The sequence below is a fragment of the Ventrimonas sp. genome, from assembly GCF_048380235.1.
In the GTDB taxonomy this organism is placed as follows: Bacteria; Bacillota; Clostridia; order Lachnospirales; family Lachnospiraceae; genus Brotaphodocola.
The window spans coordinates 16625-39801 of the sequence record NZ_DBFCCJ010000017.1 but is presented as its reverse complement, the minus strand read 5'-3'; the positions used below and the strand labels follow the sequence as shown (position 1 = coordinate 39801).

Annotated in this window: 14 protein-coding genes; 3 read left to right on the top strand and 11 right to left on the bottom strand. The window is 50.6% G+C overall.

Features of this window, described 5'->3' with window-relative positions; all coding sequences use genetic code 11:
• Window position 1: 1 nt before the first annotated feature.
• The 7 genes from def to ACMP1L_RS02515 form a co-directional block, all read right to left on the bottom strand.
• The gene (def, locus tag ACMP1L_RS02545) at window positions 2–481 is read right to left on the bottom strand and encodes a peptide deformylase (protein ID WP_418451927.1); all 480 of its coding nucleotides are present in this window, start codon (window positions 479–481) and stop codon (window positions 2–4) included.
• A gap of 26 nt (window positions 482–507) precedes the next feature.
• Window positions 508–2529, bottom strand: coding sequence for a replication restart helicase PriA (gene priA / locus ACMP1L_RS02540; RefSeq protein ID WP_177304239.1), 2022 nt, complete (start codon window positions 2527–2529; stop codon window positions 508–510).
• Window positions 2530–2553: 24 nt separating this feature from the next.
• Window positions 2554–3930, bottom strand: coding sequence for a UDP-N-acetylmuramoyl-tripeptide--D-alanyl-D-alanine ligase (locus tag ACMP1L_RS02535; RefSeq protein WP_118733081.1), 1377 nt, complete (start codon window positions 3928–3930; stop codon window positions 2554–2556).
• Between the two features lie 26 nt (window positions 3931–3956).
• On the bottom strand, window positions 3957–5414 hold the full coding sequence (locus tag ACMP1L_RS02530) for a UDP-N-acetylmuramoyl-L-alanyl-D-glutamate--2,6-diaminopimelate ligase (RefSeq protein WP_118733082.1): 1458 nt from the start codon (window positions 5412–5414) through the stop codon (window positions 3957–3959).
• 80 nt (window positions 5415–5494) lie between these two features.
• Entirely contained in the window at window positions 5495–7165 is a 1671-nt protein-coding gene (locus ACMP1L_RS02525; RefSeq protein ID WP_418451926.1) for a formate--tetrahydrofolate ligase, read from the bottom strand.
• 35 nt (window positions 7166–7200) lie between these two features.
• Window positions 7201–10212 carry a DNA translocase FtsK gene (locus tag ACMP1L_RS02520; RefSeq protein ID WP_418451925.1) on the bottom strand — a complete coding sequence of 1004 codons (3012 nt, stop codon included), beginning with the start codon at window positions 10210–10212 and terminating at the stop codon, window positions 7201–7203.
• A gap of 116 nt (window positions 10213–10328) precedes the next feature.
• The gene (locus tag ACMP1L_RS02515) at window positions 10329–10988 is read right to left on the bottom strand and encodes a ClpP family protease (protein WP_177304236.1); all 660 of its coding nucleotides are present in this window, start codon (window positions 10986–10988) and stop codon (window positions 10329–10331) included.
• A gap of 128 nt (window positions 10989–11116) precedes the next feature.
• Here ACMP1L_RS02515 and citC point away from each other — a divergent pair, with 128 nt between their 5' ends.
• Complete coding sequence (citC, locus tag ACMP1L_RS02510; protein WP_475544509.1) at window positions 11117–12187, top strand: [citrate (pro-3S)-lyase] ligase; 1071 nt, start codon at window positions 11117–11119, stop codon at window positions 12185–12187.
• Window positions 12188–12190: 3 nt separating this feature from the next.
• Here citC and cls read toward each other — a convergent pair whose 3' ends face one another.
• Complete coding sequence (gene cls, locus ACMP1L_RS02505; protein WP_177304235.1) at window positions 12191–13780, bottom strand: cardiolipin synthase; 1590 nt, start codon at window positions 13778–13780, stop codon at window positions 12191–12193.
• 40 nt (window positions 13781–13820) lie between these two features.
• Entirely contained in the window at window positions 13821–15716 is a 1896-nt protein-coding gene (locus tag ACMP1L_RS02500; RefSeq protein WP_418451923.1) for an LTA synthase family protein, read from the bottom strand.
• A gap of 379 nt (window positions 15717–16095) precedes the next feature.
• Between ACMP1L_RS02500 and ACMP1L_RS02495 the strand changes: the two genes are divergently transcribed.
• Complete coding sequence (locus tag ACMP1L_RS02495) at window positions 16096–16605, top strand: COG2426 family protein (RefSeq protein WP_118733087.1); 510 nt, start codon at window positions 16096–16098, stop codon at window positions 16603–16605.
• A gap of 227 nt (window positions 16606–16832) precedes the next feature.
• Here the strand turns inward: ACMP1L_RS02495 and nifJ are convergent, their stop codons facing one another.
• Complete coding sequence (gene nifJ, locus ACMP1L_RS02490) at window positions 16833–20372, bottom strand: pyruvate:ferredoxin (flavodoxin) oxidoreductase (RefSeq protein ID WP_418451922.1); 3540 nt, start codon at window positions 20370–20372, stop codon at window positions 16833–16835.
• 317 nt (window positions 20373–20689) lie between these two features.
• Window positions 20690–22615 (bottom strand): VanW family protein, encoded by a 1926-nt coding sequence (locus tag ACMP1L_RS02485; RefSeq protein WP_418451921.1) that lies wholly within the window; start codon window positions 22613–22615, stop codon window positions 20690–20692.
• A gap of 303 nt (window positions 22616–22918) precedes the next feature.
• On the opposite strand from ACMP1L_RS02485, the gene ACMP1L_RS02480 reads away from it, so the two are divergent.
• Window positions 22919–23155, top strand: coding sequence for a polya polymerase (locus ACMP1L_RS02480; RefSeq protein WP_118733091.1), 237 nt, complete (start codon window positions 22919–22921; stop codon window positions 23153–23155).
• Window positions 23156–23177 lie beyond the last annotated feature (22 nt).

The following is a 23177-nucleotide window of genomic DNA, read 5'->3' as shown; positions in this document are numbered from 1 at the left end:
ATTATTCTTCCTCCGGTTCCACAGTCGTATCCATCAGTTCGCCCTCTACCAGATCTACATAGAGCTGTCCGTGAAGATGCGCACACTCATGGCAGATGCAGCGGGCTAACAGTTCCTCTCCCTCTAACTCAAACTGCTCCATGTTTTCATCGTATGCACGTACTACCACATGATTTGGGCGGGTTACCATGCCTGCCTTTCCAGGCACACTCAGGCACCCCTCCTGACCGGTCTGGCTTCCGCTCTGCTCGATGATCTCCGGATTGATGAGTACATACTGATTGCCGTCATCCACATCCATGACCACGATCTGCTTTAAGATACCCACCTGCGGTGCTGCCAGACCAACACCGTTGGCCTCGTACATTGTCTCAAACATGTCCTCAATGAGCTCCGCAACACGCGGGGTGATCTCTTTGACCGGTTTGCATTCCTTTCTTAAAATATCGTCTCCGATGGTTCTTACCTGTCTGATTGCCATTTATCTCTGTCCTTTCTGTATCGCATTTATGTGAAATCGCACTGCAGCGTCAGTTTTTTGCAGCTTTCTGTTTCATCCCAGCGCATTTTGACATACTTCTGGATTTTTATTAGTATATCATAGTTTTCATGTTTCATATATAAAATTTTTCTGTAGATATCATGAACTTTGTATACAGGAGCAAAAACCGGACCGATGATCTCGGCAGTTTCTCCGAAATGTTTCTGTACAGATTGCGCGATGGCGTCCATGATCCGGCTCATAAGCTCCTCGTCTTCTCCGGCTACCTGCATACACAGCATATGGCAGACCGGAGGATAATGCATCAGCTTCCGGTACCCCATCTCCTGACGGTAAAAGGCTGCATAGTCCTGGGCTGCCGCCGTCTGGATGCTGTAATGCTCCGGCATATAGGTCTGGATCAGCGCAATCCCAGCTTTCCTGCCCCGCCCGGCACGCCCTGCCGCCTGGACCAGAAGCTGAAAGGTACGCTCTGCCGCCTCGAAATCCGGCGCATACAAAGATACATCCGCTGCCAGAACGCCTACCAGGGTCACTCCCGGAAAGTCATGTCCCTTTACGATCATCTGGGTGCCGATGAGAATGTCTGCCCTGCCCTTTGCGAAAGCAGATAAGATTTTCTCATGACCGCCTTTTTTCGAGGTGGTGTCCAGGTCCATCCGTAAAAGCCTTGCCTCCGGAAACATCTGTGCCGCCATTTCCTCGATTTTCTGCGTACCAATACCAAAACCCGCAAGATACGGAGATCCGCAATTCGGACACAGCTTTGGCATGGGGATCTGGTAGCCGCAGTAATGGCACACCAGCCGCTGGCGGTTGTGCAGCGTCAGGGAGACATCACAGTGAGGGCATTTCACAGCCTCGCCGCAGCTTCTGCAGGAGACAAAGCTGGAATAGCCGCGCCGGTTAATAAACAGCATGACCTGCTCTTTTTTTTCCAGCCGGTCCCGGATCAGCTCCTGGAGCCGCTCACTGAATATGGATTTATTTCCGTTTTCCATTTCTTTTCGCAGGTCCACGACCTCCACTGCCGCCATCTCACTTCCGGTCTTTGCGCGTTTTGCGAGCGTAAACAGCCGGTAGGTTTTGTCCTCTGTCTTAAAATACGCCTCCACCGACGGTGTTGCAGAACCAAGCACCAGGGCCGCGCCGCTTAGCTGTGCCAGCTTTTCCGCCACCTCCCGCGCATGATAACGCGGCGTAGTCTCACTCTTGTATGCCCCCTCATGCTCCTCATCTATGATGATGAGTCCCAGATTGGGAAAGGGAGTAAAGAGCGCTGACCGTGCGCCGATCATAATATCCGTCTCACCTTTTGCGGCCCGCTCAAACTGGTCACACTTTTCTCCTGCGGAAAGCCTGGAATGCATGACACAGATGCGGTTTCCAAAGCGGCTGTAAAAGCGGCTCACGGTCTGATAGGTCAGGGCAATCTCCGGGATCAGCACAATGGCCTGCTTTCCCTGCAGCAGCACATGGTCAATCAGGGCCATGTAGACTTCTGTCTTGCCGCTGCCTGTGACACCATGGATGAGACATGGTCTGTGGTCTCCGGAGTCATAGGCAGTAATAAAATCATCCACAATGGACTGCTGCTCCGGATTCAGAAGAACCTCCTGACTGCACTGTGATGGATCGTTTTCCTGCTCCGCCACAGTCTCCACTATTTTTTTATTCCGTGCCTTCACCCTTTTCTTCACCGGAAGTACCGTCTTTAACGCCTGATTCATGGTAGAGCCATATTGCTCTTTCATCCACCAGGCCAGCTCAATGAGCCGGGTATCCGCGGTGATGCTCTTTTCGGTCACGCTGATGATCTCTTTTATTTTCTCTTTATCATAATCCGGTCGGTCGGTGAGTTCCACCACATAGCCGTTTCGTGTTCTGTTTCCTGAACCAAAAGGGACGCAGACCTGCACCCCGACCCGGATCTCCGGCAAAAGTGCCGGCGGGATCCGGTACTGGAATACCCGGTCTACGTCTTCATGGGAAATATCTATAATGATGCTGGCATACTGATCTGCCATATCTGCTCCTGTCTGTTGCCTGTTTTAATCTTTCAGCAGCTTTGCAGCCACTTCTCCGAGTTTCATGCTGTTTGACCCCTTTAGAAGGACACAGTCTCCCGGCTGCAGCTTTGCCCTGATTGCTTCCGCCAGCGCATCACGACGGTTTTCTTCGAAATGGATATACTCCGCCTTCATTCCGGCCCGCTTTGCGCCCCGGGCAATCTGCTCCGCCAGTTCCCCGTATGTAAACAGAATATCCACCGGATGGGATTTCATCCAGCTTCCTACCTCATAGTGGAACTTCGGAGAATCCGGCCCCAGTTCCTTCATATCTGCAAGCACTGCGATGCGGCGTCCCTTTGCCGTTGCCTCGAGAACCTCCAGTCCTGCCTTCATGGAAACCGGGCTTGCATTGTAAGTGTCATCAATGACGGTAATGCCATGCTTCTGCATGACCTGCTGACGGTTCTGAAAACCGGTAAAAGCAGCCAGGCACTTGACTGCACCGGAAAGCGGAACTCCGCTCAGATCCGCCACGGCCAGAGCCACCATGGCATTGAGTACATTATGACGTCCCATGATGCTTAAGCGCACCATATATTTTTCTCCGCGGCAGTTTGCAGTAAATACCGGATATCCGTCCTCGCTGCGGATATCCTCCGCACGGTACTCGGAATTATCTCCGGTTCCGTAATATACGGTTCTGCAGCCGTCCTTGGCTCTGGTCTCCTTTAAGCGTGGGTCATCTCCATTTAAAAAGAGAATGCCGCCTTCTTTCAGACCATCCTGGATCGTCAGTTTCTCATGATAGATATTATCCTGACTTCCCAACTGCTCAATGTGCGTAATTCCCACATTGGTGATTACCGCCATATCCACCTGCGCGATCTTTGCAATGACTGTCAGCTCCCCCGGCATGCTCATGCCAAGCTCCAGCACACCGATCTCATCGGCTGAAGTAATCTCAGACAGGGTGATCGGCACACCTACCTGGCTATTAGAGTTGCCAGGTGTCTTATACACCTGATATTTTGCGGAAAGTGCTGCCGCCACCATCTCACGGGTAGTCGTCTTTCCCACGCTTCCGGTGATGCCTACCAGCGGCAGGCTTAACCGGCTGCGATAATAACGTCCGATATCCTGCAGCGCATTTTTGGTATCTGCAACCCGGATCCACGCATGCTCTGTATCCGCTGCGCTTTCATGCTCCGAAGTAAGAACCGCTGCTGCGCCTGTATCGAATGCCTGCCCGATGAAGCGGTGAGCATCCACCTTTTCTCCGATCAGCGGTACAAACAGGTCATTTCCTTTCATGGTTCTTGAATCAATGCTCAAATGTTCGATCTTCTGGGCCGCATTGCCGCACAGAAGCCGGCCGCCTGTGGCAGCCACGATATCTTTAACCGTTATATTTTCCATTTCCGGATCTCTTTTCTGTTTCTTTTCTACAGGTTCTTCACAACCTCTTCCACCACGGCGCGGTCCAGGAACGGGTAACGCACGCCGTTAATTTCCTGATAATCCTCATGGCCCTTACCGATGATAGCGATCATATCGCCCGGCTCTGCATGTGTGATGCTGTAGGCAATGGCCTCTTTCCGGTCCGGAATCTCCAGGAAGCTTCCACCGGTCTTCTCGATGCTGCCGCGGATATCCGCAATGATATCCTCGACTTTTTCAAAGCGGGAGTTATCTGCGGTTATGATGGACAGATCTGCCATGCGGCCGCCAATCTCTCCCATAGAGTAACGGCGGTCTTTGGATCGGTTTCCTCCGCAGCCAAATACCACAACGAGACGCTTCGGATGATATTCACGCAGCGTTGCCAGGAGACTCTCCATGCTGACTGCATTGTGCGCGTAATCCACGATCACACAGCACTTTTCAGAGGTGTATACAATCTCCATACGGCCATTGATCTTCAGATGCTCGAGAGCATGCTGCAGCTTTTCTGCCGGTACGCCTACCCAAAGGGTAACGGCCGCAGCTGCCAGCGCATTGTATACATTGAATTTGCCCGGAATGCTAACGCGTACCGGGATCTGGTGCTCACCCTTGATGTCAAATTCCACACCTACAAAATCCGGCTCGGAGACATAGTGGATATTCTCTGCCTGGAAGCCTGCGCCCGCCTTCAGGCCAAAGCCGGTCCACGGACACGGAATATCTTTTACGATTTCCTCAATATGCTCGTCATCTACATTGATCAGGGCACGGTCGCACTGGTAAAACAGCTGTTTCTTATAATACAAATATTCCGCAAAATCCGCATGCTCATCTTTTCCGATATGATCCGGGGAAATATTTGTAAACAGACCATAGTTAAAATGGATTCCGGCCACACGGTGCATTTTCATGGCCTGGGAGGAAACCTCCATCACGCAGCACTCACAGCCCTCTTCCACCATTTTTGCGAAATAGCGGTGCAGATCGTAAGACTCCGGTGTGGTATTCACCGTCGGAAAATGCTCTTTCCCGATATAAACACCGTTGGTTCCGATCATGCCGGTCTTTTTGCCGGATGTCTCTAAAATCGTCTTGATCATATGGGTGGTGGTGGTCTTTCCCTTGGTTCCGGTCACCCCGATCATAGTCAGCTTCCGTGATGGATAGCCAAAGCGGGCAGCCGATAAAAGAGCCAGCGCCTCTCTTCCGTTTTCGGTTTCCACGACGGTCACGCCTTCCGGTGCTTCCACCGGATGCTCGGTCACAAGCACCTTTACGCCTGCCTCCGTCACCTGATAAATGAAATCATGGGAATCAATCTTGGTGCCCTTCATGCAGACAAACACTGCGCCCGGAGCTGCCTTTCTGGAGTCGTACACAACTTCATTTACTTCCACGTCCAGGCTTCCCTGGACCAGCTTATAGGAAAGTCCCTCTAACCAGTCTTTTATCGTCATACTCTTGCCTATCCTTTCTCAGTCAACAGATCCGGCATGGCCCTTATGATACCAGCGCCTGCCGGATCCTTCTTCTATTATTAGAATAATCCGGTGATCATGCCGTTTTCATCTACATCAATGCCATCTGCTGCCGGTCTCTTCGGCAGTCCCGGCATCGTCATGATAGCACCCGTCAGTACTACCACAAAACCGGCGCCTGCAGATACATAGGCATCACGTACGTTGATGGTAAAGCCGGTCGGACGTCCCAGCCTGGTCTGGTCGTCAGACAAAGAATACTGGGTTTTGGCCATGCAGACCGGAAGATTGCCAAAGCCCATCTCCTCGATGCGCGCCAGCGCCTTAGAGGCAGCCGGTGCGTAGGAAACACCATCTGCGCCGTAAATCTCGGTGGCAATGGTCTTTACCTTATCCTTTAAGCTCATCTCATCCGGGTACAGGGCATGGTAATGGCTCTCCTTATTTGCAAGGGTATCCAGAACCTTCTGGGCAAGAGCTTCTCCGCCCTCTCCGCCTTTTGCCCATACCTCAGAAAGGGCGAACTCACAGCCGCGCTCCTCACAGAAATCGCGGATAAACGTATACTCTGCTTCCGTATCGGTCACAAAGGAGTTTAAGGTGACTACCACCGGCACACCGAATTTCTGCAGATTTTCAATGTGCTTCTCCAGATTCGCAATACCCTTCTTTAAGGCATCCAGGTTCTCTGCGGAAAGCTCCGTCTTCGGCACTCCGCCGTTGTACTTCAGCGCACGCACAGTTGCAACCAGAACTACTGCATCCGGCTTTAAGTCTGCCTTGCGGCATTTAATATCCAGGAATTTCTCTGCACCCAGATCCGCACCGAAGCCAGCCTCGGTTATCACAACATCTGCCAGCTTTAAGGCTGTCTTGGTAGCGCGCACACTGTTGCAGCCATGGGCAATGTTTGCAAACGGTCCACCGTGTACCAGTGCACCGGTATGCTCCAGAGTCTGGATCAGATTCGGCTTGATCGCGTCCTTTAACAGGGCCGCCATGGCACCCACTGCGTTTAACTGTGCTGCGGTAACCGGCTCTCCGGCATAATTATATGCGACAATGATCTTGCCGAGACGTTTCTTTAAGTCATTCATGTCGTTGGCCAGGCATAAGATTGCCATGATCTCGGAAGCTACGGTGATCACAAAGTGATCCTCACGCACCACACCGTCTGCCTTCGCGCCAAGGCCGACAACGATATTGCGCAGCACACGGTCGTTCATATCCAGGCAGCGTTTCCAGAGAATCTGTCTTGTGTCGATCTGAAGTGCGTTTCCCTGCTGGATGTGGTTATCCAGAAGTGCTGCCAGAATGTTGTTGGCTGAAGTGATGGCATGGAAATCTCCGGTAAAATGAAGGTTCAGATCTTCCATCGGAACCACCTGGGCAAATCCACCGCCTGCGGCACCGCCCTTAATACCGAAGCACGGTCCCAGAGATGGCTCACGAAGTGCGATCATGGTCTTTTTTCCAAGTCTTGTAAGAGCGTCTGCCAGGCCGATGCTTGTGGTAGTCTTTCCTTCTCCTGCCGGAGTCGGGTTGATGGCAGTTACCAGAACCAGTTTTCCGTCCGGACGGTCTTTTACCTGCTGCCACAGTTCATCCGTGATCTTTGCCTTGTACTTGCCATACAGTTCCAGATTATCCTCAACAATACCATAACTCTCTGCAACTTCTTTGATTGGAAGCTTTACCGCCTCCTGCGCGATTTCGATATCTGTTTTCATAGCCAGAATCCTCCCTTTTCGTGTGTAGTGTTGGGTTAAATGATCTGATCGAATTCTTCCATGGTCATAAGGACCTTGCGGGGCTTTGTTCCCTCTTCCTCGCCGACCACACCGGCCTCTGCCAGCTGGTCCATGATCCTTGCGGCGCGGTTGAACCCAATCTTAAACATACGCTGCAGCATTCCAATGGATGCCTTTTCTTTTTCTATAATGAAACGGCCTGCCTGCTCAAAGTACTCGTCCCGGCTGTTAGACGGGCCGGATGCTTGGGCAGAAGGAGCCGAATTCATACTGTTTTCCACCTCCGGGCTGTACTGGGCCGTAAGCCCCTGCTCGGTGAGGAAGTCCACCACCTGCTGGACTTCGGAATCCGAAACAAAAGCGCCCTGTACACGCTGTGGCTTCGGGAAGCCTGCCGGATAAAAGAGCATGTCGCCCTTTCCGAGCAGCTTTTCCGCACCATTCATGTCAATGATCGTGCGGGAATCCACGCCGGAAGAAACTGAAAACGCGATTCGCGACGGCACGTTGGCCTTGATGAGACCGGTGATGACATTGACAGACGGTCTCTGGGTCGCAATGACCAGATGAATGCCTGCTGCACGGGCCAGCTGGGCCAGACGGCAGATGGCATCCTCCACCTCACCCGGAGCCACCATCATCAGATCCGCCAGCTCATCCACGATAATGACGATCTGCGGCATCTTCTTCGGTTTATTCTCATCTTCGATATCCTGAATAGTGTCAATTCTCGCATTGTAGCCTTTCAGGTCACGTACACCGTACCTGGCAAATTTTTTGTAGCGGTCTGTCATCTCTGCTACCGCCCAGTTTAATGCGCCGGAGGCTTTCTTCGGATCTGTCACGACCGGGATCAGAAGATGCGGGATACCATTATATACACTGAGCTCTACGACCTTCGGGTCTACCATGATGAGCTTGACATCCTCCGGATCTGCCTTGTAGATGATGCTCATGATGATGGTATTGATACAGACAGACTTACCGGAGCCTGTAGCACCCGCGATCAGAAGATGCGGCATCTTGGCGATATCGGTCACCACAACCTGACCGCCGATATCCTTGCCGACTGCAAAGGCCAGACGGGACGGATGCTTCTGGAACGCATCGGATTCTAACAGATCGCGCAGGAATACGGACGTTTTCTCTTTATTCGGCACCTCGATACCCACAGCAGACTTTCCGGGGATCGGAGCCTCGATGCGGATGTCCTCCGCAGCCAGGCTCAGTTTGATGTCATCGGCCAGTCCCACGATCTTGCTGACCTTCACTCCCTGCTCCGGGTGAAGCTCGTAGCGGGTAACCGATGGCCCGCAGCTGATGTTGGTCACGGTAACACCAACGCCGAAGTTTCGCAGTGTCTGCTGCAGCTTCACGGCAGTGTCCCGGTACTCCTGCTCAGAATAACCGCCGGAGCTTCTGCCGCCGCGCTTTAAGAGGCTGAGAGGCGGAAATATATATTCCTTCTTCGGTTCCTCTGCCTGTTCCCGGATCTGCTGCTCCACGGCCACTTCGCTGTCTGCGGCTTCTTCTGATTTCTCCGCTGCCGCTGCTTTCTTTGCGGACTCCAGCTTCTTCTGAAGAGCCTCGGTATCGGTATCGATCACCTTGCCGCCGGCTGTTACCACATGCTTGTTTCCTTCCGGGATTGCGAAATCGGTGTTCTGCTCCGTCTTCACAGTGTATGCCACATCCGGCTCCGGAAGATACTCCTCCGGGGCTGCCTCCTGCCATGCAGGATCCTGCGGCCGGGTATATGTACACTCCTCATGTTCTGCCTTTGCAGGCTCATCCCACGGAGCCTCATCCTGAATCTGCTCCGGTTCCTGCTGATGCTCTGACTGCGCTGTCTGATCATGCGCCGGATTCACCGCGGATTCTTCATCCAGTCTTCTGGCACCGCCGGTAAAAACCTCACCCGCCTGTTCAAACTGTCCAAAACCGGACTCCGTCAGGCGCTTTGCCGCTGCCTCCAGATCATAGTCATCTTCCGGCATGGTAATACTGCCTGTAAAAATATCCGACAGATCCGGTTCCATGGCTTCCTCAGGAAACAGGCGCCGCCCGCGCGATGTTCCGGGAGCCGGAGCCTCCTCTGACGCCTCATCCGCAGCCTGACTGCCGGCCTGCAGCTCTGCGCTGCCGCCATCTTCACTGCTTTTCCCGTAATCTTCTTCATTGCTGCCATCCCAGCCATCTTCGAAGCCTTCTTGCGGCATATCCACTGCATCTTCATTGTCAGAAGCTGACAGCTTCGTGGAACCCAAATTCACGCCCCGCACCCGCTGCTCCTCCCGAAGACGCCTTCGTTCTTCCTGACGCTCGGCATAAAGCTCACGGCGCCGCTCCATATCTTCTCTTGCATGCTGATAGGCCACATCGCTGTGACGTTTTACCGCTTTCACAAAAGAGCGCTGGGTGATGCACACCATGCAAATGATCATTCCAACCGCCATGACCAGAAATGCTCCGATGCTTCCGATAAATGCACGGATTCCGCCAAACAGCAGGCCGCCAAACAGACCGCCGCCCATACCGGATGCCGCTGAAAAGCGGTAATATTCAAAAATGCCTTTTCCTGCTTCCGGCTGCTGCCCAAACATCATCTGTGAGAAACCACATAGCAGAAAAAATGCTGCGGCCGTTGCAATGGTCTTTTGCAGTACAATCCGGTTTTCGCGGTTGGCCTGATAGAAGCAGGTTCCGATAAAGAGAACCAGCGGAGCCACATAGCCCGGAAGGCCAAACAGGCCAAGCTGGATTCCTCTTAAGAAATCACCTGCAAATCCGCATAAATGAAAATTGCTCAAAAATAAAAGCACAGCCAGAGCAAATGACCCTAACACAATGACCTCTGCACGGAGCAGTCCCTCCTGCTCCGGTTCCGGCTCCTGAACCCGTCTCGGTCTGCCCGGTTTGCGTCCTTCTGACGCCCCCTGTGCCCCGGAACGCACAGACTTTCTGCTGCCTGCCGCTTTTCCCGTTCTGTCTGAATTCACTCGGTTTTGCTGTTTCTTCGCTGCCACAAACTTCGGCCTCCTCTTTCCCAATGTAGTTAGTATACAAAAAAATATCAGGAAATGCAAGCCACGTAAAACCGGACGCATGATCCTGCATGATCCCCAAACGCTTCCGACAGAGCTTACGCTCCTGCTTCTATCTGCTGATACAAATACCTAAGTGCCTCCCGGATCCCTCCAACCTCATCGATCAGTCCGGTCTTTACCGTATCCTGACCTACCAGCACAGTACCGAGATCTTTCGTCAGCATTTCCGTGTTCAGCATCAGCTTCTTCACCTGATCGTAGGCGATCTTTGCGTGCTCACTCACAAAAGTCAGGATCCGGTCCTGAATCATCTCAAAATACTCATAAGTCTGGGAAGCCCCGATCACGGTTCCGCTCATCCGCACCGGATGCACCATCATGGTCCCGGTCGGCACAATAAAGGAATGATCTGTAGACACTGCAAGCGGCACTCCGATGGAATGGCTGCCGCCCAGGACCAGTGATACCGTCGGCATGGAAAGAGAGGCGATCATCTCCGCAATCGCCAGGCCTGCATCTACATCGCCTCCAGAGGTATTTAGCAATACCAGAAGGCCTTCCACGCTGTCGTCATCTTCCAGCTGCGCCAGCTTTGGCAGGATCTGGTCATACTTGGTGGTTTTCGTATTGCCGGAAAGGTTTTCATGGCCTTCCACTTCTCCGATAATGGAAAGCAGACAGATTTTGTGTTTGCCGTTGCTGCCATCCAGGATAGCCCGGGCATCGTTCTGATTCACATTTTCTTCGTTATTCATATAAGGATCTCCTTTTCTTCCATACTATAGATATTTACAAATATCCCCCATAACTCAGGATATATTCGCATTTTCTCCGTGAATGCGTTATACTAGGGGCAATATGAAATCCGGAGGAATTATGAATGATGTCAGACTATACCGTAAGCAGAATTTCATCCACCGATAAGCGCGCTGTGCGCCAGATGGACGCATTATTAGAAAAAGAAGGAATCGAGCGGGACAAAAATCTTGATTACAGCATCGGACTGTTCGATGATAATTACGATCTTGTGGCAACCGGCTCCTGTTTTGCCAACACACTGCGCTGCATGGCTGTTTCTTCCGAGCACCAGGGTGAAGGCCTGATGAACCAGATCATCTCCCATCTGATCGAGTTTCAGTACAGCCGTGGCAACACCAGTCTCTTTCTGTATACAAAATGCAATACTGCGCGTTTCTTTGGTGATCTGGGTTTTTACGAGATTGCCCGGGTAGAGGGCAAGGTTGTTTTCATGGAAAACCGCAGGACCGGCTTTTCTGACTACCTGAAACGTCTGCAGAGAGAAACTTCTGCTTTCCTCGAAAGTGAAAAAGGACAGGACGCGAAAATCGGTGCCGTCATCATGAATGCCAACCCATTTACCCTGGGCCACCGCTATCTGGTCGAACAGGCTGCAGCCGCAGTAGATCTGCTGCATGTGTTTGTGGTATCCGAAGATGCCTCCCTCGTTCCCTTCTCCGTCCGCAGACAGCTGGTTGCAGAGGGCTGCGCAGATCTTTCAAATGTGGTCTGCCATGAAACCGGCCCCTACATGATTTCCAACGCCACCTTCCCATCCTACTTTTTAAAAGACTCCGACACCGTCATCCGCTCCCACGCCAAGCTGGATATTCAGGTCTTTCTGCGCATCGCCCGGACTCTGTCCGTGACGGACCGCTTCGTGGGCGAAGAACCGTTCAGCCAGGTAACCGGAATCTACAATCAGGTGATGGCAGAAGAACTGGCTGTCGCGGGACTTAACTGCCATGTCATTCCGCGAAAGGCCGATGAGGACGGTGCCATCAGTGCCTCCGAGGTCCGCTGCCTGATCAGGGACGGCAACTTTGATGCATTAAAAAAGAAGGTGCCAGCATGCACCTTCCGGTATTTCACCTCCGAGGCCGCCGAACCTGTCATTCAGAAGATCCGGTCAGCCGCAGAGGTACGGCATTACTAAATTTTACATCAGCGGCGCAAACAGCCGCAGCACCTTACCCGCGATCTTCTTCGGCATCGGATAAGTTCTGCAGTCTTCCAGTGTGATCTCCTGACAGTGTTTCAGGGTTTCCTGGAAGTCGGCTTCTGCCTGCTGTACAGCCGGATTCCTGAACAGGTACACGGCGCACTCAAAATGCAGATGCAGACTCCGGTAGTCCATGTTGATGGAGCCTACCACAGCTTTCGTGTTATCACTGGTAAATACCTTGGCATGTACAAACCCAGGCATATACTCATAGATCTTCACGCCGGCCTGAAGAAGCTCCGCGTAATAAGACCGGGCCAGGAGGTACGCATAGATCTTATCCGGAATATGCGGCATGATGATGATCGTCTCAATACCGCGCTTTGCCGCAAACGTCAGCGAAGTGATCATATCACTGTCCAGGATCAGATACGGTGTCATGATATGCACATAATAACGGGATTCGTTTAAGATATCCATATAAACATGCTGTCCTACTGTCTCGTTATCCAGCGGACTGTCCCCGTATGGCATCACAAAGCCGGTACAGTCCGGCTCTTTCGGTTTTTGAGCAGCCGGCCGATACAGATACCGGGCATAATCATCCGTACTGTGTTCCGTAATATTCCACATCTGCAGAAACATCATCAGAAATCCGGTAGCCGCATCCCCCTTCAGCATAATGGCGGTATCCTTCCAGTGCCCAAACCTCACCTTGCGGTTAATGTACTCGTCTGCCAGATTCACTCCGCCGGTAAAGGCAGTGTGGCCATCAATGACTGTGATCTTACGATGGTCACGGTTATTCTGATAGGAAGAAAGGACCGGACGCACCGGAGAAAACATCTTGCAGTGGATTCCATATTTTTCCAGCTGCTTTGGGTATCCGTAAGGCATCAGGGTAAGACTGCACATGCCATCGTACATAAAACGCACTTCCACACCGGCGGCCGCCTTCTCTTTCAGGATTTCCAGAATACTGTCCCACATCTCGCCTTTTTCCACGATAAAATATTCCATGAAAATATAACGCTCTGCTTTCCTCAGTTCCTCCAGAAGCACCGGATACATGTCATCTCCCAGCGGAAAATACTGTGCGCTGGTATTTTCCCAGATTGGATAACCTCCATACCTATTCATATAATAGGCCAGCCGCGCTGTTCCCCGGCTCTCACGGTACAGCCGTTCCATAACCTCCGGCCGCTGTCTCAGCATCGGTTCCGTTTCTTTTATGATTTCTTTCAGCCTCCGGTCAATGGCCCGGGTTCCCGGCTGCGTCTCCACAAACAGATAAAACAATGCGCCGAACACCGGAAACACCAGCACAGGAATGATCCAGGAGAGCTGATAAGACGGATTCTGATTTTTATTGATAATGTAGATCACAACAACTGCACTCAGCCCAACAAAACCGCCATACAGGTAAAATACATGTTCCCGCAGCCACTGAAAGCTCAGGCAGAGGATCACAAGCTGGATCAGAAGTGCCGTGATCACAAATGTGGTTCGCCCGAATATTACCCGCAGAAAACGTCCCCAGGTCTTCTTTTTCGGCTTATACAGTTCCCATTCTTCCTGAATATTCATAGTTCTAGTCTCCTGTCTACTGCTCTTCTTCCGGTATCATTTATTGTTTCTTTCTTGCCGTTCCAAGATGGATCTTATCGCGTCCCACCTGCTGTACTGTAATTTCTTCTTTTTCTTTTGGTTCCACACCCTTTGCGATCAGCCTGGTCTTTGAATAATACTGGGTATCTGCTGCCTTTCCGTTCACACAGATCTTAGACCAGCTGTTGAACGGTCCTCCGAATACGATCACCTGATCCGTATTATGCACCGTAGTTCCCTGGATGATCGGTGTAACCCCAAATTCCAGCTGTGTTGCCTGATACGGAGATTCTCCTCCATAAACCTCGTGATCACCATACAGAATATCATACTGGAGAAGCTTCATCGCATCCAGGTAGCTCTGGGTATCCGTATCCCGGGCATCCAGATGCCGCTGATGAAAACGGAGCATGGTTCCTTCATGGATATCCAGCATATTCAACACATGCGCCGCAAGCTGGTATGCCTCTACATTCCGTTTCACCGCCGGGAGATTCACATTGTTCCACACAACATATTTTGTCTGAAAGAGGCTTTCATTCTCCATCTCCTGAGCTGTCCACTCAAAACCCGGCAGGTGGTCTCCATACAGCACCAGAACTGTCGGTTCCATACGGGTATTCAGCATATTGATCAGCTGCCCCACAAATTCATCCATCTCATGGATCTGCTCGCAGTAATACTCAAAAGACGGATATTTTCCATGCCCCTGCACGGAAATCGTGTATATGAAATCACTTCCGATCGTGGAATCCAGCACCTTTTCAATTTCTCCCACCAGCACCTTGTCCTTACACCAGCCAGTCGGATTCCGCTCAATGTCATACATGTATTCAATGGGGGTAAACGTATCAAATCCAAGCTGGGCAAATACCTTGTGGCGGTCATAGAAGGTTGCCTCATTATTATGCACCGCATGAGCCTTGTAGCCCAGATTTTTCATATCAAAGGCCATACTCTCGCAGGCCGTTTTCTGCAGGATCGTCTTGTACGGATATTCACCCGGACCGAAAAAATCCAGATTCATGGCACTGATACATTCAAACTCTGTATTGGCTGTGCCGGCTCCTACAGACGGAACGCTTAAATATCCGGATGGAAAATTTCGTTCCAGGAAATGAAACATCGGAATGGGATCACCCTGCACCGGATTATTCCGCCATAGTGTCGGATCAAAAAAGGATTCCAGCTGAAGCATGATGATATTCGGATAACGTCCTTCTATGGTTTTCGGAACCTCTGCCTGAGTCTGCTCTTCGCTCTCAAGCTGATCCACCGCTTCTATGTCATAACCGTCTGGCTTGTCAATCCCGGTATTCAACAAAGAGTTGGCAAAACAGTACGCCACTCCATAATCCTTGTAGGCCTGGCCGATGTTTCCAAAATGAAGTGCAACACGGCCGGAGGCAACTGAAAAATTCAACATTCCCCAGATTACCAGCATGGTTACAGCAGTCACACAGCCGGACTCCGTAAGGTTTACTTTCTGCTGATCCACCGGTGCCTTTCGCCAGAGCACTACGCAAAAAAGGATAGCTGCCACAGCGGCCGCTGCCATCAGAATAATCTGCCACCAGGTCAGATAGGTTGTCAGAAGTGTTGCAGCATATTTCACCAGACGAAGATCCGCCGCGGTAAACGGCGTTGTCCGGAACACCAGAAGCACACTGTTGGTAATTGCCGCAGCAAAACCGGTCACAAAAAGTACAACTGCCAAAAACACTTTGCGTTTTGTAAAAAACACCAGCAGAAACGGAGCCAGAAGCAGCAGCGTATCCAGCAAGAATACCATCGGCGCATGGATCATAAAATGAACTGTTCCCACAAAGGATTTTCGGTTCAAAATCTCTGTTACCACATTGAGCAGCAATGCCGTTCCTAACAGAATCCCCAGTATCTTCCACAACCGCTTCATAGCTTATTGCCTGTCCTTTCTCTCTTGCACTCTTTCTCGTGACTTCGTCACTCGATTACCTCGTCGTTCGCCATAAGCATGCGAGCATGCTTATGGCTCTCTTGCACTCGTTCTCGTGACTTCGTCACTCGATTGCCTCGTCGTTCGCCATAAGCATGCAAGCATGCTTATGGCTCTCTTGCACTCGTTACATTTTAGCATATTCTGGGGAAAATCAACATAGTTTTTTTTATAAACGAATCTGCGGAAGCAATTGAATTTTTCTGTACTTTCTCCTATAATAAAACGTATGTGTCTTTTTTGCCGGCGCTATTGTAGGATATATCCTGATTTTTCCGGCAAATTCACACAATTTCATACAGAAAAGTGAGGATATGTTATGACTGATACTCTGGTACAGGGACTTGCTTCCCTGCTTGGGGGAAAAGTATCCGGCGAAGTGATCATCTTTATCATCTCCATGATCCCGATTCTGGAGCTGCGAGGCGGACTGCTCGCTGCCTCCCCTGCCCTCTTAAATGTTCCGATCCTGCGGGCCATTCCCATCTGCGTGATTGGAAATCTGCTCCCGATTCCATTCATCCTGCTGCTCATTGAAAAAATCCTGAATGTCATGGAACGCATTCCCGGACTTGGAAAGTTTGCTATTCTGATCCGGCAAAAAGCCGATAAAAACAAGGGACAGATTGAAAAATTCGGATTCTGGGGCCTGGTTCTTTTTGTAGGCATCCCGCTTCCTGGCACCGGTGCATGGACCGGCTCCCTGGTGGCCGCTCTTCTCCACATGAAATTCGGCAAAGCCATCGGTGCCATCCTAATTGGAATTATCATGGCTACCGTGATCATGTCTCTTTTATCCTACGGACTGCTTGGTGCACTTTTCGCCTAAATGATACAGTTACTGGAAACGCCAGTCAAAAAATGCTCTGGTCCCCTGCATTTTTCGACTGGCGTTTCCTGATTCCATCTGTACAAAAAAGCTCCCGAACCTGCTTTCGCAGGCCGGGAGCTTTTTTCCGCTACAGCACAAGTCATTCCATCCGGAACTGACCCGCTCATGCTGCCCGGCAAACCGGGACAGCTATGAACGATTTATATTGAATTTCTCACGAACGATTACTCGTTGTCGTCACCGTACAGCTTAACCAGCTTGGTCAGGTACTCGTAACGCTCCTTAGCCTCTGCCTCGTTTCTAGCGAACAGGGTAGCTGCTCTCTCCGGATTCTTCATAGCCAGAGATGCGTAACGAACCTCGCCCTTCAGGAAGTCCTGATAGCCTTCCATGTTCGGAGCCTTGCTGTCCAGGCTGAACTTCTTCTCAGCAGCCGGGTTGTAACGGAAGTTGTTCCAGTAACCGGTCTCAACTGCCAGTTTCTCCTCGGTCTGAGCTTTGCTCATGCCCTTCTTGATACCATGGTTGATACACGGAGCGTAAGCCATGATCAGGGACGGACCCGGATATGCCTCTGCCTCAGCGATAGCCTTAACAGTCTGAGCGTAATCAGCACCCATGGAGATCTGAGCTACGTATACATAGCCGTAAGACATTGCGATGCTTGCAAGATCTTTCTTCTTGGTCTCTTTACCGCCAGCTGCGAACTGAGCTACAGCACCAGTCTTGGTAGCCTTAGAGGACTGACCGCCGGTGTTGGAGTAAACCTCAGTATCGAATACCATAACGTTGATGTCCTTACCGGAAGCAAGGATATGGTCTACGCCGCCGAAGCCGATATCGTAAGCCCATCCGTCACCACCGAATACCCACTGGGACTTCTTAGCCAGATAGTTCTTGTTTGCTACGATGTACTTGCAGGTCGGGCAGTCAATGCCTTCCAGAGCTGCAACTAACTTATCGGTAGCAGTACCGTTGGTAGCACCTACGGTGAAGGTATCTAAGTACTCTTTGCATGCAGCCTTAACTTCCTCAGAAGCGTTCTCGTTTGCTGCAACCCGCTCTACCTTCTCCTTTAACTCATCACGGATTGCGTTCTGAGCCAGTAACATACCGTAACCAAACTCTGCAGCATCCTCGAACAGGGAGTTATCCCATGCCGGACCCTGGCCCTTAGCGTTTACGGTGTAAGGAGTAGACGGTGAAGAGTTACCCCAGATAGAAGAACATCCGGTTGCGTTGGAGATGTACATTCTGTCACCGAACAGCTGGGTGATCAGCTTAGCGTACGGAGTCTCACCACATCCAGCACATGCGCCGGAGAACTCAAGTAACGGCTGTTTGAACTGGGAACCCTTAACAGTGGTCTCTTTGAATTTAGCAACAACATCCTCTTTGATCGGCAGGGTTACTGCATAATCAAAGGTCTTCTGCTCGTCAAGGTGCTTGTCAAGCTTATCCATGGTAAGAGCCTTCTCGCCCTTCTTGCCAGGACATACGTTTGCACAGGAACCACAACCGGTACAGTCAAGTGCAGATACAGCGATGGTGAACTTGTACTGCGGCATACCAGTTAACGGTAAGGTAGCGCCCTCAACCTTAGCAGCCTCTTCCTCGGTCATAGCAACCGGACGGATTGCAGCGTGCGGGCAGACATAAGAACAGAAGTTACACTGGATACAGTTCTCGGAATTCCATACCGGAACGTCTACAGCGATACCACGTTTCTCGAATGCAGCAGAACCGGACGGGGTGTTACCATCTACATACTCTTTGAATGCAGATACCGGTAAGTTGTTACCTTCCTGAGCGCTGACTTTGGTCTGGATGTTGTTAACGAAATCAACAACGTCTTTTCTGTCGCCGGAAACGGTCTTGTAATCAAGGCCCTCATCCTCGCAGTTCTTCCAGCTCTCCGGAACCTCTACCTTAACAACGCCAGTAGCACCAGCATCGATAGCAGCCCAGTTCTTCTTAACAACGTCCTCACCCTTACGGCCGTAGGTCTTCTGAGCAGCAGCCTTCATCAGGTCAATTGCTTTCTCCTCCGGAATGATACCGGTCAGTTTGAAGAATGCGGACTGTAAGATGGTGTTGATACGGGTCGGGCCCATGCCGGTCTCGATACCGATCTTAACACCGTCGATGGTGTAGAAGTTGATGTTGTGGTCAGCGATGAATTTCTTCATCTGTCCCGGAAGGTGCTTGTCCAGCTCCTCGTGAGTCCACGGGCAGTTTAACAGGAAAGTACCGCCGTCAACCAGCTCCTGAACCATGTTGTACTTACGAACGTATGCCGGGTTGTGGCATGCTACGAAGTTTGCCTGATGGATCAGGTAGGTGGATTTGATCTTCTTATGACCGAAACGAAGGTGAGACATGGTAACACCGCCGGATTTCTTGGAGTCATAATCGAAGTAAGCCTGTGCGTACATATCGGTATTGTCACCGATGATCTTGATGGAGTTCTTGTTAGCACCTACGGTACCGTCTGCACCCAGACCCCAGAACTTACAGTTGGTAGTTCCTTCCGGAGTGGTAACAAGCGGAGCGCCTACCGGCAGGGACAGGTTGGTAACATCATCTACGATACCGGTGGTAAATCTCTTGATGGTGCTGTTCTCATAGATAGCAACGATCTGAGACGGAGTGGTATCTTTGGAACCAAGACCATAACGGCCGGAGAAGATCTCAGCCTGGTCGAACTTGCTGCCCTTTAATGCTGCAACAACGTCCAGGTATAACGGCTCGCCTAAGGAACCCGGCTCTTTGGTTCTGTCAAGAACAGTGATCTTCTTAACGGTATCCGGGATAACATCGATCAGAGCCTCTGCGCAGAACGGTCTGTACAGACGAACTTTTACAACACCAACTTTAGCGCCGGTGGTCTTTCTCATGTAGTCGATGGTCTCCTCGATGGTATCGTTAACGGAACCCATAGCAATGATAACCTGCTCAGCATCCTCAGCACCGTAGTAGTTAAACAGTTTGTAGTCGGTACCGATCTTAGCATTAACTTTGTCCATGTACATCTGTACAACGCCCGGAAGAGCATCGTAGTAAGAGTTACATGCCTCACGAGCCTGGAAGAAGATATCCGGGTTCTGTGCAGAACCTTTCTGGGACGGGTTGTTCGGGTTTAATGCTTTTGCACGATACTCTGCAATTGCATCCCAGTCAGCCATCTCAGCCAGATCATCGTAATCCCACTCCTCGATCTTCTGGATCTCGTGAGAGGTACGGAATCCATCGAAGAAGTTGATGAACGGAACTTTACCCTTGATTGCAGACAGATGAGCAACCGGAGTTAAGTCCATAACTTCCTGTACGCTGGACTCACACAGCATAGCGCAGCCGGTCTGACGGCATGCATAAACGTCGGAATGATCACCGAAGATGTTCAGAGCGTGAGAAGATACTGCACGTGCAGATACATCGATAACGCCCGGTAACTGCTCACCAGCAATTTTATACAGATCCGGGATCATCAGAAGAAGACCCTGGGAAGCGGTATAGGTAGTGGTCAGAGCGCCTGCTACCAGAGAGCCGTGAACAGCACCAGCTGCACCAGCCTCGGACTGCATCTCAGTGATCTGTACTGTGCGGCCGAAGATGTTCTTTCTGCCTTCAGTAGCCCACTCATCCGTATGCTCAGGCATTACGGAAGACGGAGTAATCGGGTACATAGCAGCAACTTCAGTAAATGCATATGAAGCATGAGCAGCGGCCTGATTACCATCCATGGTTTTCATTTTTCTTGCCATTTGATTATCCTCCTACAAATGTGAATATGCTTTTAACCTGGCAAAAAGCCAGGAAGTTTCCAGGCAAAAATTGCGCCGGAAAGTGAAGTCTCCCCGCATAAGGAGACTGACCTGTTTTTATTATAGCAACTTTTTATCGTTTTGCAAACACGAAAACAGAAAATCCGCGTATTATTTTGCATACAATCCGCACAAAATGTAAGTTAGCAAGTGCTTATTTGTGCTGCTTTTGTCAGAAAAAGAAACAGGAGCGCCTGCGAAAAGCACTCCTGTTTTGTGAAATAATTTACATTTTCTCAATAAGCCTGATTTCGATTTCAGGCACCCGGATTTGGCGCGATGGTAGGCGCGTTTCCGCTGTTTGCAGCAGTCGGTGCATTGCCTGAGCTGTTGCCGGAATCTGCAGCGGTCGGATGGGAAACAGGCTGCTGGGAAGCTGTTGTAGCTGCCGCTGCAGTCGTCTCTGCTGCCGTGGTCTTATCAGCTGCTGCGCCATGAGAAGTTGCCGTAGTCGCAGACTCACTTGTCTTGTGGTTCTCAGCCACCGTAGTTTCTCCTGTCAGTTCTGCGGAGGATGCAGCAGAACTATCTCCTTCCATGGTAGTTCCTGCCGCAGTAGTTCCGGTACTGTTTCTTAAGATAACAGGGGTATGTCCCTTATAAGTAACGCTGTGATCCACATCCTGGCTTACCACCTCACCATTCTTGGCAACGATCAGGCGGGTTTCCCACTTGCTGCCCTTGCTGCCGTTGCTCTTTACCTTCTCTGCTCCCGGAGCCAGTGTCGGATCTTCCTCGTAAGTCGGGGCAGGCGGGTCCGTCTCGCTGAGTTTGGTGGACTTCAGGGAATGAGTCACACCATCTTCCAGAACCGGAATTCCATAAATGGATACGGTACAGGTCTGGTTGTAATAGCTTGCGCGGATACCGATGGCTGCACTGGAATTGTTCACAAACTTGTAGTCCGGACCACCCCAGCTTACCGTTGCATCTGTTCCCGGAGTTACATAGGATGGTTCAAAGGTATGGGACCGGCGCATGGTCGTTTTCAGTCCTGCCTTTACTACTGCATTGTACATCGTGGAAGAAACCTGGCATACACCGCCGCCGATTTCCTGTACAACCTCACCATTGTTATATGCAGCAGCTGCCTGATAGCCCTTTGCCTCTGTACGCTCGCCGACACGGTTATTAAACGAAAATTCTTCACCCGGCTGAAGTACAATTCCATTGATAGCCTTAGCCGCCAGCTTCACATTGGTGTTTCGCTTCTGATTAGAAGTAGTATTGGTAGTAAAGGTTCCGATGGTCTTGTATTTTTCTCTTGCAGCTGCCTCAGAAAACTCCGGCTCCACCTCATTAACCGTTGCGGCAATGGTTGCCGTAAAGTCCTTGCGGCTTAAAGCTGCAATAATATCTGTCTTTAACTTTTCCTGATCTACGGCCAGTCCGTTCTCTGCTCCCTTAAATAAGAACTTGTCAGAGGATGCATCATACTCGGAAATACTGCCGTTCTTTGCTTTCTTATTCCAGAGACCGGCAACCGTTTCCGCTTCCTTTGCTGCCGCATCTTCCAGGCCTGCAGTATCCAGCGTATAGCTTTCCTTCGGCTCACCGGTGTAAATTTCCCGCAGCAGGGAATCCACCTTTTCTGCCATAAGATCATTCACATCATAGCTCTGATCCTGCCAGGTAACCTTCATGCCCCACGGGAAATCCTTAAGGATTGCTGCTTTGGCCTCATCTCTGGACATGCCGGTGATGTTGATGCCGTCTACCGTAACCTCTTTTTCCAGCTCTGTCTCCGGAACCGTGATTTCCGTTTCTTGTTCTGTATCCGCTTTTCCGGAACCGGCTGCTTTCTTTATAAGGAATGTAACGCAGAAAATTGCCAGGATCAGAATCACGCCGCCAATCGCGAGTTTTCCAAAATCCGGACCGCCGCGTCTTCCTCCATGCCGGCCGGAAGAAGAAGGCCTTGCTTCATTATAATAATATCCGGAGCGTGAGGAAGCAGACCTGCTGTTTCCTGAAGTCCGCCTTACACTGCTTCCTGAACTGCCTCTGCCGGCAGTGCTCCTTGTGGAAGTACTCCGGGAAGATGAGGCGCTGCCTTTCCCGCTTCCGGCCGCTGTTCTTGTCTGTCTCCCAGCAGAAGTGCTTCTTCCGCTGCCGGAATAAGATGTACTCCTGGCCCTGGAGCGCCCTGTTCCGGAATTTCTGCCATTCTCATACTGATTCATGATTTCACCTGTGTTTCTTCTATATTATTAATCTCATCGCAAATATGCACTAAAACAGTATAGCATATCCATTCAAAAAAAGAACCACTAATTTTTTGAAAAAACAGTGAAATTTTTATTATGTTTTTTGACGATGTTTTTTCATTGTCCTCTGTCCCGCCCTTGTATTTCTGCATTGAATCTGTATTTTATCTCATACATTTTTTGGAAATTCTGGCGCTTGCAGGATTGTTAAACTTTTGCTATACTTTTATTTGTCAAAAAGATAACCAAGTCATTCATCAAACAAAGGAGGAATCCTAAATGAAAATTCAGAATATCAACGATGTAGAAAGCTTCTTTAAGATTGTAGATCAGTGCAAGGGACCGGTTGAGCTGGTATCTCCGGAGGGCGACCGCATCAACTTAAAATCCAAGCTGTCCCAGTACCTTTCCATGGCTACCATGTTCTCCAACGGTTTCATTAAGGAGCTTGATATCGTAGCACAGGATAAGGACGACATTGAGCGCCTGATCAAATACATGTATCAGGGTGAATAATTTTTCCGCCGGGATATTCCAC